Genomic DNA, 12,689 nt, shown 5'->3' with positions numbered 1-12,689 from the left:
TGAAAAATACAAACAGTACCGAGCTAAGGAAACTTAAAATAATCATTTAATCCTTATTATATCCCTGCTGAGCCAAATAGTGCTGTCAAATAGTATGATAGCACTGTAAGGTAGTTTGTGAAGATAAGTATGCCGACGATTATGAGGAATACACCGCTTATCACAGAGATAATCCTAAGATACCTCTGTATTCTGCGGAAGTGTAATAGAAGACTGTTTATGCCAATTGCAGCAATAAAGAATGGAATTCCTAATCCGAGGGAAAACACCGTCAGGAGCTTTATGCCGTAACTAACAGAACCTGCGGTAGATGCGTATAAAAGTATACTTGCGAGGATGGGTCCAACACAGGGTGTCCATCCAGCAGAAAAGATTATTCCGACAAAAAATGAGCCAAGGAATCCAAGAGGTTTATCCCTTAAATGAAATCTCCTCTCCCTCGATAAAAAGCCAAGTCTTAGTACACCTGCAATGTAAAGTCCAAAAATAATTACAAGTATGCCTCCTACCTTTCTTATTGTATCCTGATATTCAAGCAACATCCGTCCAATAGCACTTGAAGATGCACCGAGGAGGATGAATATCGTAGAGAACCCTGCGATGAAAAAGAAGGAATTTATAGCGGTAATCCTCCTGATCTTTCCTCTGTCCAATGCATTCTTGAGATCCTCAAACGAGACGCCTGTCATGTAGGAGATGTATGATGGGATTAATGGAAATACACACGGAGAGAAAAAAGAGAGAACACCTGCAGTGAACGCTATGGTGTAGGACATATTCTGTGCATCGGCCATATCTATTTATCTCTCAGCATCTTATCTATCAGTTCTTTCGATTCCTTGCTTGCCCAATCTTTCTCCCAGATAATTTTATCTACTATAATACCATATTTATTAATGAGAAATGTTGCAGGTATCGCATAGACCTTATATGTCCTAAATGTCTTTCCTGGTGGATCAAGCAGTATCGGAAATGTAAGGCTCAGCTCTTTAACAAACTTTTTAACCTTCTCAGCAGATTCCCTGTCAACCGAGACTGCAAGAATCACAAGACCCTTCTCCTTATATTCTCTGTGTAGTCTCTCCATAGAAGGCATTTCAGTCCTGCATGGAATGCACCATGTTGCCCAGAAGTTAAGAAGGACTGGCTTCCTATGAAAATCTGATAGAGAGATATCCCTTCCCTCTAAATCCCTGAGTGTGAAGTTGGGTGCATTTTTGCCAGGAAGTTCTTCTATCTCCCATGGCGATATAGCATATGCAATACTAAAGATCACTGTGAGCATTGATACTGTCAGGAATACCGCTATCAATAACTTCATATTATTCCTCCAGAAGTCTTAAACTGTTATCCCATCAAGCCTTTTAATCCCTGCATCAAGTGCCATCCTCACTGCATCCTCAAACTCTCTCCTCGTTATCCTCCGATTAAGTGATGGATGGTCAAATGCCTTGTAGCATGGATGGTATTGATCCATTATATTAATATAGGTATTCGTTGATATCTCCTCAACAAGAAATCTCGCAACCTCAGCTGTCCCTGCCAGACCCTCTGGAAGGACAAGGTGCCTTACGAGAAGACCCCTGAGCGCCACACCCTCTTTATTGATAATAAGGTCACCAACCTGTCTGTGCATCTCTTTTATTGCAGCCTTTGCGACCTCAGGATAATCCCTTGCCTTCGATAGGGCAAATGCCACTTCTGGGTCGGTATATTTAAAATCAGGCATGTATATATCAAAGATGCCATCAAGCAACATGATCGTCTCAACAGATTCATAACCACCTGAATTATATACCAGCGGGATATTCAAACCGCTGTCTATTGCAATCCTCAGAGCTCCGAGTATCTGTGGAACTTGGTGCGTCGGAGTAACGAAGTTTATATTATGGCATCCAAGTCTTTGAAGAAAAAGCATCATGGCAGCAAACTGAGAAGGTGACCTTTCATTACCTTCGCTCAGATGACTTATGGTGTAATTCTGACAGAAGATACAAAGTAGATTGCAATTGCCGAGGAAGATCGTGCCAGAGCCATGCCTTCCTACAAGAGGTCTTTCTTCACCGAAATGTGGATTATAACTTGATATAAAAGGCTTGCTTCCAGTCCTGCAGATACCAGTTTCACCTTTTGTTCGGTCGATTCTGCACTTCCTCGGACAGAAGGTACACTCCTTGAAGATAGCATAGGCATTCTTCATCCGTTCTTTGAATTCTTCCCTGGAGAGTTTGAGGTAAGAGGGTATAAATTCCATCGATCCGGATTTATACAACAATCCTTTTTTCCCTTAAATAATTTTTCAGGATTACTATAGAATTAAATAAACGCTGTAGCTTTAAGTTTCTTCTCCTTATTTCCTGGGTGTCATTAAAGGGATATTTCTCTGTTCTCGTATCAACCTGCACCTTTGTAAGTTTGTAATAAAGGTCTTTCAGCGAATCGGCATCAAAGCCTTTCAGCATTAATGGGTTGACATAGATATAGCCATCAGCGATGTCCCTTGCTATAGCTTCAATACTCTTACCCTTAGCAGCGTTCCCCATGATTTAAAATGGATCCGAGAGCCTCTCTGCTTATCATCCCTTCTCTTATTATAACAAGTGGAGATTCTGCAATATCAAGCACTGTGGACTCCTTTTCACCTTTAGTCCTTCCCCCATCAATTATCAAATCAACACCCTGCTTTATGCTATCCTCAACCTCATCAACAGTGGAGGCATTCATACCTCCTGATGGATTTGCACTCGTAGCGGTAAGTGGCACACCACAAAGATTGAGGAGTTCTATAGTCAAAGGGTTATCAGGTATCCTAATACCTATTTTTCCTGTTCCTGCTGTGAGTATCTCGGGTATCGAGGGTGATGCTTTAAATATCAGCGTGAGTGGACCAGGCCAAAAGTGGTCCATAAGTATAACAGCCTCATGTGGCATCTCAGATACCAATGCCTCTGTTTTCCTCCTATCAGGGACAAGTACAGATATTGGTTTATCGGCAGAGCGACCTTTGACCATAAAGACCTTTCTGACTGCTGAGGGGTTCGTTGCATCTGCACCGAGACCATAGAATGTATCTGTCGGAAATATAATAACACCACCATCCCTTATTACCTCTGCCGCTCTCCTGAGGTTTAATCCTGACTTCAATTTGTAACCTTCACCCCTGAACCCTTTAGAATCATGTCACCTTTTTTAACTCCTACCTCTCTTGCGACTACATCACATTTCACCTTAAAAATATAAAAAATCGCCTTATTATTTTTCAGATGAATGGATTCAATACCAGAGAGTGTTTCAAAATTTGCCTGTCCCTTGCTTATAATAACATCAGCGCTGTTAAAGGCATCAAGGAATTCATTGGAGCAGAATTCAAGTATTGTTCCAACACAGTCATTAGAATTGGCAATAACAGCCACCAGATCTGTAATTCCTGTCTCCTCTGCGTCTTTGAGTGTGGCATCATTTATTACAGAAGAGCCTTTTACCCCTACTGTGATATGCTTGCCTTTATCCTTTATCACACTAATAAGGAGTTTGTCGAGAACTATCTCGCCCGCATTATCTGTAAGATACATTACACTTTCAGAAGAGTATAGGGCATCTCTAAACGCATCATAGTCATTTATTGCAAATACACCATTTATCGCTTCGTTTAGAATTCCCTTTATATCAATTGTGCTGTAGAGTCCAAAATCTATCTCGTTTCCAGCTGCAGCAATCCTCACCGTAGTTAGTAGAGGATCATCGCTCTCGCTGACCATCCTTCCAAGCTCAGGATAAAGCATTAGAACTGCCCTATTCGACCTCCGCTTTGCATCGCTATAAGGGTCACATCCAATCAGGGTTCTTATCATTCGGTGCATAACCGTTGTAATGACAGCAGGGTTTTCACTGAGATCAACCTCCCTGACAAATGAGGCTATTTCACGCATTACCCTTTCGGAAACAGACCTATCAGATGTAGCCTCTCTGAGTGCTATAACAGTCTGCTTGAAGAAACATGGTATACAATCTATATCTGCCTTCATCAGGAAATTTTCTTCGTTAACTTCTTAGCCTTTTCCTCTACTGATTTTTCTAACTTTGCCTTAAAGGCATTTAATTTATCTCTCAGTTCTTTATTACTCACAGCCAGTATCTGAACTGCAAGAATGGCTGCGTTCCTTGCGTTATTTATCCCGACAGTAGCAACAGGAACGCCTGGAGGCATCTGGACGGTTGAAAAAAGGCTATCCATTCCTTTCAGTGGTGAGGCATCAATAGGAACACCTATCACAGGTAGAGTGGTCTCAGATGCAATAACGCCTGCTAAATGTGCTGCACCACCAGCCCCTGCGATTATGACACGAAGCCCTCTACTCTCCACATCTTTTGCAAAATCAGATGTCCTTTTGGGTGATCTGTGTGCAGAGCTTATTGTCATTTCATAAGGTACACCAAATTCATCAAGGGTCTTTGCAGCCTCCTCCATGACGGGGAGATCAGAATCGCTGCCCATAACGATTGCTACTAATGGCTTCATTACTCTACCTCCTGTGCATTCCTTTTATCAATCTTTCAGATAGTCTTTTGCTATTTTATCATAGAGTCCCTTCCCTGTAGCTATAAAAGAAAGTTTCTCTATTTTGCCCTTGTATATTTCCTTCATCGGAAATAAAGGAGAGCCACCGTGCGTGAGGATTGTTCCGCCTGCCTCTTCAAGCACAACAGTGCCTCCAGCTATATCCCATATATATCCACCATCACCAATATAGGCATCAAACCATCCCATCGCCACATAGCAGAGATGTAAAGCCGCAGAGCCGATATTTCTGTTTTTTGCCTTTCTAAGTATCCTAATAAGATATTCAGGGATGCCCTTCCTGTATATAGAGCCGATAGCAATAAGTATATCAACCTGCAGATCCCCTGTTTTAGATCCCTGACCTCCGGGACTTAATCTCTCACCATTCAGAGATGCGCCATTTCCCTTTATAGCATAGAATGTATTTTTTGATTCAGGCTCATGGACAACACCGAGAACAGGATAGCCATCTTTCAAGAGGGCAATTGAAACAGCATAAACAGGGAATCCTTTTAGGAAATTTGTTGTTCCATCGAGGGGATCGATACACCAGATATAATTAGAGCCCTTATCCTTAAAACCAGCTTCTTCAGAAAGTATGCTATGTTCAGCAAAGCTGTTGCTGATAATTTCCTTTATGGCATTTTCAGATTCGATATCGGCTTCGGTAACAATAGAACTGTCTGTTTTTCTGCTTAGTGTTCGCTGTCTCTTGAACAAATCCCTGAGGATTTCTCCTGATCTGGAGGTGGCGACTAATGCAGTATTTAAGGCTTTATCAAGGTCAACCATCTTAGTCATCAGTGATCAGTGAATAGTGATCATGCATTTTCGATTGGTGCAGAATACTGAAAATAGTGCGAACATTTTTCGCCGCAGGCGGCGAAAAATGAGCCACCCAAATCTTGCGGCTCGCCCACGACTTCGTCGGGGCTCGCTGCGTTCTTGGACAATTTCAAGTTTTTAGTCCCGCAGAGCGGGACTATTAAAATCTTAACAGATTTTACCTTTGGCGGCAAATTCTTTTTTTAATATCAAAAATTTCATCTTAAATATCATACTTGCATTAGCTGTGAAGCGTCAAGAAACTGCAGCGTGTAATGTTTCTTCCTCCACACTTATGATATACTCAATAAAATTGTGGATTGCTTTCAGTAATCAACAGATAAAGTCAATAATCTCATTCAAGACCTGTGACGAGCCTGCTGTACTAAACACCATTATTTTTTTAACGAGTTGTATTTATCAGTGTACTGCAGAACCGCCCACACAAAAGAGGAATGGCTCCATGTAAGCGGTGAAACAGAAAGAGGAGAACTGGTTACAGGGTGTACCTGCTCTGCAAGCACACCGGAAGGAAGAGCATTCTTCCCACACCACTCAAGGTAAGGAATGGCCTCGCGGAGTTCCTGAAGACTTTCGGCACGGGCTATAAAATACTCCCCTAACCAGAGCGTTGAAATAAACCAGGGATTGCCGGGAATATCTGCCGGGCTGTCGCTCTGCCGATGATAAACATCATTCTGGTATCGGGCACAGCCTTCAACAGGGGTCTTGAGCCATAGTTGCCTGCGTATTGCTTCCATTGTTTTGACCATCCGCGGATCTCCGGGAAACAATATCCCCAGAATCGTGAGTCCCAACAGACTGACATCGATCACTTCATCGAGTTCATATACTTTGCCTTTTTTGTAACCGGAGCGGGCATACCTCTTTAGACCCGTGTGGTACAGATGCCTTTCAAGCCCCTCCTTCATTTGTTCGGCCACTTTGTCATATTTCTCTGCCAGGGAAGCATCCTGAAAGAGTTTTGCAAAATTCGCTGCTGCCCTGAGACCGGCAATCACTGCTGCTACAGTAAAAGAGTGCACCCCAAACCGCTCTTCCCAGAGATCATAGCAGGGGATGGGCAGTTTAGTCTCAGGATCGCGGTTAGTTACCATAAAGTCAGCAGACTTTTTAATAAGCTTATCATAGAGAGTTCTGATGAATTCTATGTCTTTCGAACTCTTAAAGTGTATCCAGAGTGCCCAGAGAATCAAAGCGGTCGAGTCCTCCTGTATTGGGAGCACTTCCTTTCCATCCACTAACCAGGAATGCCAGTTGCTGGCCAGTGATCCATCAGGATTGTAATGCTGGTAAAGATATCCTTCCTCTGATAGAACACGGGCGCAAAAGTCAAAAAATTTCATACACACATGCGTGTAACCGGTCTTTGCCAATGCAGCGGCTACGAAAGCCCCATCGCGTCCCCACATGTAAGAATACGTATCTCTTCCAAAACGGACTATATCCGAATCATTTGCTGCAATGATTGCTCCCCTGTTGTCGATCTGAGTTCTTAAAATCAGGAGGCTGCGTTCGAAAATGTCAATGACAGATTTTGACAAGTCTCCAAAAGACCTGGGTTCTTTATTGACCCACGCTCCCCAGTAATCCGATGTGCGTTTAATCAGCTCATCCGGCGTCTTCTCTATAACATCCCGGTTGAGTTGAGCCACCTCATTGTAATGCGTGCCTGCTACAATCCAGTAAAAAGCTTCTGCTTTCCCACCGGAGGGCAATTGCAGCCATATTCCTATTGTAGAGTCGGCAGAGCCCCATGAAATCTGGTTACCGCTAAGTTCTCCATCCTCGGCGTCTTTCCAGGTTCCGTTCCTTCCCGGAACCTCCTTGTCGCCACAGGCGTAGTAATCCACGCCGCACTTTTCAGATTTGCAACAATTAATGAGAAAGTAACGATTGGCTTTGTAGTGGATGATGGAGCGGGTCCGTGGATCAAAATAAGCCGTGTCTCCGATAGCATTGCTATAGAGATGAAAGTCGTGACTGAAAAAGAGCCTTACCTGACGCTCCGACCCTCTCAGATTTATTACCGTAATTTTTTTTATATATACGTTCAAGTCCACATCAACCACGTCATGGCAGCGCAGTTCCAGGCCCAGGGACTCGTTTTTCAGAGAAACATCAGTAACGAGGCTGTTATCGCGATACCTCAGATCCTTTTCCCATTCCGTTCCCATCCAGGAGCATCGTCCATCCACCCACACACCGAACCGAAAAGGGTCTCCTTTTGAATGGTTCTCCTGTCCTATAAAGGGGAAATACACATCCCTGATCTGATAATCTGAGTCAAAATTAAAAAGAAGATTGCCGTTGCTTACCGGAATGTCTTTGGGCATGTGTTTATTATGTGGCTATCGTACCATGGTGGAGAGGTTTAGAAAGATAGCTGTCTGACAAACTGCTGCAGCTTTCTGATATTTTATGGCTGTCGATTATTTGATGATATAATTTTGAATATTTTAAGGCCATACTTGTTATGGAAAAATGAATCTGCACATGTCTCCGGCATTCACGAGGATCAATACTATCGATGCGGCTGACTGCTTCAATCATAGCATTCATGGAATCTACTATGAACCCTGTTTTTCCGTCCACCATTATTTCTGGAACAGCGCCTTTATTGAATGCTATGACCGGCGTACCGCATGCCATCGATTCGATCTGGATAAGCCCGAAAGGTTCTCCCCATTGTATAGGGAATAAGGTAGCCCGCGCATGCTGGTACCATTGTTTTTTATGCTCGCTGCTGATTTCTCCGATGTAGATAATCTGTTTGTCGCAGTCCAATAACGGCTTTATTACCCTGTCATAATAGTCATTATCAACGAGTTTTTTGCCAACATCAACGAATAAATCGATAGAGTTTTTCAAGCCCATAAAAAACTCCCTGTCTGCGGGTTTGTTCTGGACACAACCGGCAATGATAAGTTTAGAACCTGTTTTTTTCGCAATTTCTATGGCCTTGTCCTGTCCCTTGTCACGGGTTACCCTGCCGATAGTAAACAAATAGCTTCCTTTGACCGGCTCCTCTTTTACAGGGTATTCTTCAACGTCAATTCCGTGGTAGACAACATTCTCTGCGTTTACTAGGTCACTATACTGCCTTTTTTGATATTCGCTTATAGCAGCGCAATATACTAGGGGAGATGACAGAGGATTACACCAGCGCTGGTAAGCTCCTTCCAACAAGCTGTCTTTTGAGGACACGTGAAGGGTCATCACAATTGGTACATGCATGCTGAATACACTGTCATAAATGAACTCAACCGCTTTTGCATCATGCGTGTGTATGACGTCAATGTCGCCCATCTTTGCCCTGTCCAATACCCTTGAAAGGTGTATATTCATGGTTTTACGCCGTTCCGGGGTATTATCGCTCCAATAGTCACCGATGCTTTGATCAACAGTCACGTAATGTTCCCCGACGACTCTGGAATCGCCTGAACAGGCAACGATCGACCTGTGACCTAAAGAATGGAGTCCTTTATCTATATTATAGACGACTGTTTCTATGGGACCATACCCAAGGTCTGGCCTGATCGGCTGATTAAGGGTTGCCACATGCAGCACAGTCAGTTTTTCATGTTTTGTCTTTATTATCATAATTGATTTCTACATTCTTCTTCCCTAAGATTTCCTTTTCTTTTTTATCAAAATATTTAATACAGGCTTTGTTGGTAATTATTCTGTCGCCTTCTCTCGAAGGGTTTGACTTTTAAGATTGAGCCTATATATAAGGATATTTTTATCCTGAGTACTATTGAAAGTCTTTCTCATGGGTGCTCCACTACGTGGTGTTTTCAACGACCACTTCTTCTTTTTCTCGAAGATAGACTTGGAGGTCTTTTTCGATTTTAGTCATTTCTTCAGGAAATGATGCTTTCTGTTTAGCTTCGTCCATCATATTTTGGTAAGTTATCCTCTTAGCTTCTTCTTCGGCTTTTACCGCAGCCTCGCCTGAAAGAACATTTATAGAGCCGGATATTATTTCTTCAAGTGCTATACTTGTCATCTTTTTTGACTTACTATCTATTCTTGGCATTGCCCCTTGATATAACGCTTTTGCCCTTTTTATAACTGCCATTACAAGCCTAAATCGATTCTCATTTTTTTCAATTGGTAAGGATATTAAATCCATATTATGTTTTTTCCTTTATAGAAAAAAAGCCTTACGGCTTTAAAGGCCGAGAGTCTTTTCAAGCTTTTAAAGTCAGTAGTACTTTAACACAAGTTAAACTAAATAGATATCAAAAGAATTATTGAGATAATTTTCTCGCTTTCTACCTATAATCCTTAACTTTCGAATCCGATCAAACTGATTTACCTTGCTACTAAATCACAGGGGGCCTACAATACATTAATATGAAAAAGATAAAAATATATTGCGGGGATTTAGAGAAAACGATTGATGAAAATGGGTGTTATGATGCAAAAGGATCATCGATTTGCCAAACCTGTTTAAAGAAACCAGTTCGTAAAAAAGTTAATAAGGTTAATAAAAAATAAATTAACAGGAAAGCCAAACCCCACCTTAATAGTTCCATAACGAACCCCATTTAATAATTCTGGAATCTGAAAAAGATGGTTAATTAATTATTAGGAGGTATGGCGTCATGACCCCTTAAGTTTCTGCGGCTCTGTTGCGCTATTGCTCTGCTTGCCACGTTGCGAAGCTTTACGGGGAGGCACTTCCAGTCTTTAGCACTTCCTCTTTTGTTTTGTCTAAGTGTATATGATAATATCTTATTAATAGTAGAAATCTAACAAGGCTATTATTAATCAGACTCAGAGCACAACCAACATCTGTTGTGAAAAAACTTTTGAAAATATCGGGTCTGTAAAAAACAACCCAGATTCAAATGGAGGTGGACATGAAATCACTAGTTGAACAAATTGCGAAGTCTCTGGTAGATAGACAGGAGGAAGTTTCAGTTGCCGTGGTAGAAGGAGAAAGAACCGTTGTTTTTGAATTGCGTGTTGCTAAAAGTGATATTGGGAAGGTTATCGGAAAGCAGGGAAATACAGCGCGAGCAATGAGAACAATACTGAGTGCTGCAGGTACTAAGCTCGGCAAGCGTTGTGTTCTTGAAATATTGGAATAGGCTGAATAATACTCCAAAACTGAATCTTAATTGCTCAGTCGATGAGTATAAATAAAGGGAAGAGTTATGACCTTCTCCGAGAAGGCTGCTCTTTGTCCTGAAAATGAAATGTGATGTACTAACGCTCTTCCCCGATATATTGACTGCCTATCTTAATGAAAGCATTCCCTCAATACTTGAATTATAATCCTTAATCAGAAACTTCATTCTTTCTAGTTCTCTTTGTTTATTTTAAATCATATTGAAGGATTTTCGCTAACCATAAAACTGTTTAGTTGAAATTCTCGGGGTAGCCCTGTAGTCATAGACATAAGTTAAATAACTTTTTTATCAACTGCAAATTTTTATCCCAGTATTTTTTCACAAATTATTTTATAAAATAATTTAAAACCTTCTTATATAAATCAGCGAACATTTTTAGTTCAATAACATCAATTCTTTGCTCTCCTGCTTCAACTTTAGAGATATAAGATTGAGTCTTTTTTAGCCTTTTAGCTACTTGTATTTGTGTAAACCCAGCTTCCCGACGAGCGGATTTTAATTTACTAACAAGCTTTCGATATTTTTCTGAATGTATTGTTTTTGGCATGATTTTATGATATATTCTAATCAAGAATATTCAAAGTCAGAATATTAGAGTGTATATAAGAAATCAAGATTAAAAAACAAAAATCCATTAGGATTTCTGTATAATAATAATGAAAAAATTTTCTTTTACTAAAATGTGGTTCAAGCCGCAAGATTTGGGTGGCTCATTTTTCGCCGCCTGCGGCGAAAAATGTTCGCACTATTTTCAGTATTCTGCACCACTCAGGAAAGGTCAACGCCTCGTCCCGCGTTCGGCGGGACTCGGCGACCAGATTGTATGGAATTTTAAAGGAAAAAATCAATTGGCGATTTTGTGTCCCGCTTGTCGGAACAGTAAAAGAAAATTTTTTCATTTTTATTTTATTATTAACTTAACCAACCAAAACCATGAGATACTTTATCTACGCCAGAAAATCAACAGAGGATGAGGACAGGCAAGTCCTTTCTATTGAAGCTCAGCTTCAAGAATTAAAAGAATTTGCCGCCAAAGAAAAACTTGGAATTGTCGCTTCCTTTCAGGAAGCAAAAACTGCCAAAGAACCTGGGCGAACGAAGTTCGCTGAAATGTTGTCATTGATTAAAAAAGGAAAAGCCAATGGAATTTTGGCATGGCATCCTGACCGCCTTGCCCGTAATTCTGTTGATGGAGGTAAAATTATCTATCTGATAGATTGCGGTTTGATTAAGTCCCTCAAGTTTCCTACCTTCTGGTTTGAACCAACACCGCAAGGGTTATTTATGCTAAATATTGCCTTTGGTCAATCAAAATATTTTGTAGATAATCTGCGAGAGAATGTAAAAAGAGGTCTTAGGCAGAAAATCAGAAACGGAGTCTGGCCCGGCTGGGCTCCGGTTGGCTACCTCAATAACCCTAAAACCAGAATGATTGATATCGATAAAGACAAAGCCCCTAAAGTCAAAAAACTCTTTGAACTTTACTCAACAGAAAATTACACATTAGATTCTCTCTCAGATTGGTGTAGAGACAAAGGCTTGAAAGGAAATCTCGGCAAAGACATTTCAATAGGCAATATTCACAGGATGCTACAAAATATTTTCTACACTGGCCTTATGAAATATAAAGACGAAGTCTTTGAAGGAGCTCACGAGCCGCTAATCTCAAAGAAACTTTTTGATAGGGTTCAAGAAATTATCCAAGACAAAGGAAAACCACAAAAAGTCAGAAAACACGGCTTTGCCTTTCTTGGGTTAATGAAGTGCGCTTCCTGCGGCTGTTCAATCACCGCTGAGACACAAAAAGGACATCATTATTATCATTGCACCAAGAAAAAGGGGCCCTGTCAGGAAAAACACTTTTTAAGGGAAGAAAACCTTCTCGACCAGATTAAAGCCCATCTTCAAAAAGTTTCTTTGTCGAGCCAAGACACGGGCCACGTATTGTGTGAGCTGGATAAAGACGAACAGCGGGCAAAAGAACAGGCAAAAACGACTGTTCAAAATCTAGATGTCGAGTATCAGCGAAATTCCCCAGTTAGTATCAAAATAATTCCCCACCTGGTATCAGAATAATTCCCCAGTTAGTATCAAAGTAATTCCCCACTTTTTCCACAATAGTGATATAAGATTTCCTG

15 protein-coding genes are annotated in these 12,689 nt (G+C 41.1%); 3 read left to right on the top strand and 12 right to left on the bottom strand.

All coding sequences use genetic code 11. The features are described 5' to 3' along the window. Positions 1 to 56 precede the first annotated feature (56 nt). The 11 genes from AB1488_09685 to rpoZ form a co-directional block, all read right to left on the bottom strand. Complete coding sequence (locus tag AB1488_09685) at positions 57 to 776, bottom strand: cytochrome c biogenesis protein CcdA (GenBank protein MEW6410362.1); 720 nt, start codon at positions 774 to 776, stop codon at positions 57 to 59. A 20-nt stretch (positions 777 to 796) separates the two neighbouring features. Then, a complete protein-coding gene (locus AB1488_09680; GenBank protein MEW6410361.1) occupies positions 797 to 1,321 on the bottom strand; it encodes a TlpA disulfide reductase family protein in 525 nt (174 codons plus the stop codon). Between the two features lie 18 nt (positions 1,322 to 1,339). Then, on the bottom strand, positions 1,340 to 2,254 hold the full coding sequence (locus AB1488_09675; GenBank protein ID MEW6410360.1) for a radical SAM protein: 915 nt from the start codon (positions 2,252 to 2,254) through the stop codon (positions 1,340 to 1,342). A 10-nt stretch (positions 2,255 to 2,264) separates the two neighbouring features. Next, positions 2,265 to 2,543 (bottom strand): hypothetical protein, encoded by a 279-nt coding sequence (locus AB1488_09670; GenBank protein ID MEW6410359.1) that lies wholly within the window; start codon positions 2,541 to 2,543, stop codon positions 2,265 to 2,267. Further along, positions 2,527 to 3,144 carry an L-threonylcarbamoyladenylate synthase gene (locus AB1488_09665; GenBank protein MEW6410358.1) on the bottom strand — a complete coding sequence of 206 codons (618 nt, stop codon included), beginning with the start codon at positions 3,142 to 3,144 and terminating at the stop codon, positions 2,527 to 2,529. The genes AB1488_09670 and AB1488_09665 overlap by 17 nt, the downstream gene beginning before the upstream one ends. After that, on the bottom strand, positions 3,141 to 4,025 hold the full coding sequence (locus AB1488_09660) for an ARMT1-like domain-containing protein (protein MEW6410357.1): 885 nt from the start codon (positions 4,023 to 4,025) through the stop codon (positions 3,141 to 3,143). The genes AB1488_09665 and AB1488_09660 overlap by 4 nt, the downstream gene beginning before the upstream one ends. Next, positions 4,025 to 4,519 carry a 5-(carboxyamino)imidazole ribonucleotide mutase gene (gene purE / locus AB1488_09655; protein ID MEW6410356.1) on the bottom strand — a complete coding sequence of 165 codons (495 nt, stop codon included), beginning with the start codon at positions 4,517 to 4,519 and terminating at the stop codon, positions 4,025 to 4,027. Before purE ends, AB1488_09660 begins: the two co-directional genes overlap by 1 nt. 27 nt (positions 4,520 to 4,546) lie before the next feature. Beyond that, positions 4,547 to 5,362: an inositol monophosphatase family protein gene (locus tag AB1488_09650; protein ID MEW6410355.1), complete on the bottom strand. Its 816-nt coding sequence runs from the start codon at positions 5,360 to 5,362 to the stop codon at positions 4,547 to 4,549. 419 nt (positions 5,363 to 5,781) lie between these two features. Next, positions 5,782 to 7,743 (bottom strand): glycoside hydrolase family 15 protein, encoded by a 1,962-nt coding sequence (locus AB1488_09645; GenBank protein ID MEW6410354.1) that lies wholly within the window; start codon positions 7,741 to 7,743, stop codon positions 5,782 to 5,784. A gap of 7 nt (positions 7,744 to 7,750) precedes the next feature. Next, a complete protein-coding gene (locus tag AB1488_09640; protein ID MEW6410353.1) occupies positions 7,751 to 9,010 on the bottom strand; it encodes a glycosyltransferase in 1,260 nt (419 codons plus the stop codon). Positions 9,011 to 9,194: 184 nt separating this feature from the next. Then, the gene (gene rpoZ, locus AB1488_09635) at positions 9,195 to 9,545 is read right to left on the bottom strand and encodes a DNA-directed RNA polymerase subunit omega (protein MEW6410352.1); all 351 of its coding nucleotides are present in this window, start codon (positions 9,543 to 9,545) and stop codon (positions 9,195 to 9,197) included. Positions 9,546 to 9,769: 224 nt separating this feature from the next. On the opposite strand from rpoZ, the gene AB1488_09630 reads away from it, so the two are divergent. Together AB1488_09630 and AB1488_09625 are read left to right on the top strand one after the other, a co-directional pair. Continuing rightward, on the top strand, positions 9,770 to 9,913 hold the full coding sequence (locus tag AB1488_09630; GenBank protein MEW6410351.1) for a hypothetical protein: 144 nt from the start codon (positions 9,770 to 9,772) through the stop codon (positions 9,911 to 9,913). Between the two features lie 365 nt (positions 9,914 to 10,278). Next, positions 10,279 to 10,509 (top strand): KH domain-containing protein, encoded by a 231-nt coding sequence (locus AB1488_09625; protein MEW6410350.1) that lies wholly within the window; start codon positions 10,279 to 10,281, stop codon positions 10,507 to 10,509. 367 nt (positions 10,510 to 10,876) lie between these two features. On the opposite strand, the gene AB1488_09620 is transcribed toward AB1488_09625, so the two are convergent. Continuing rightward, positions 10,877 to 11,098 carry a helix-turn-helix transcriptional regulator gene (locus tag AB1488_09620; protein ID MEW6410349.1) on the bottom strand — a complete coding sequence of 74 codons (222 nt, stop codon included), beginning with the start codon at positions 11,096 to 11,098 and terminating at the stop codon, positions 10,877 to 10,879. 386 nt (positions 11,099 to 11,484) lie between these two features. Here AB1488_09620 and AB1488_09615 point away from each other — a divergent pair, with 386 nt between their 5' ends. Beyond that, a complete protein-coding gene (locus AB1488_09615) occupies positions 11,485 to 12,627 on the top strand; it encodes a recombinase family protein (protein MEW6410348.1) in 1,143 nt (380 codons plus the stop codon). Positions 12,628 to 12,689 lie beyond the last annotated feature (62 nt).

The sequence above is a fragment of the Nitrospirota bacterium genome, from assembly GCA_040756155.1.
Lineage (GTDB): Bacteria > Nitrospirota > Thermodesulfovibrionia > JACRGW01 > JBFLZU01 > JBFLZU01.
The sequence above is the reverse complement of the archived record's forward strand: the minus strand, read 5'-3'. Positions and strand labels throughout refer to the sequence as shown.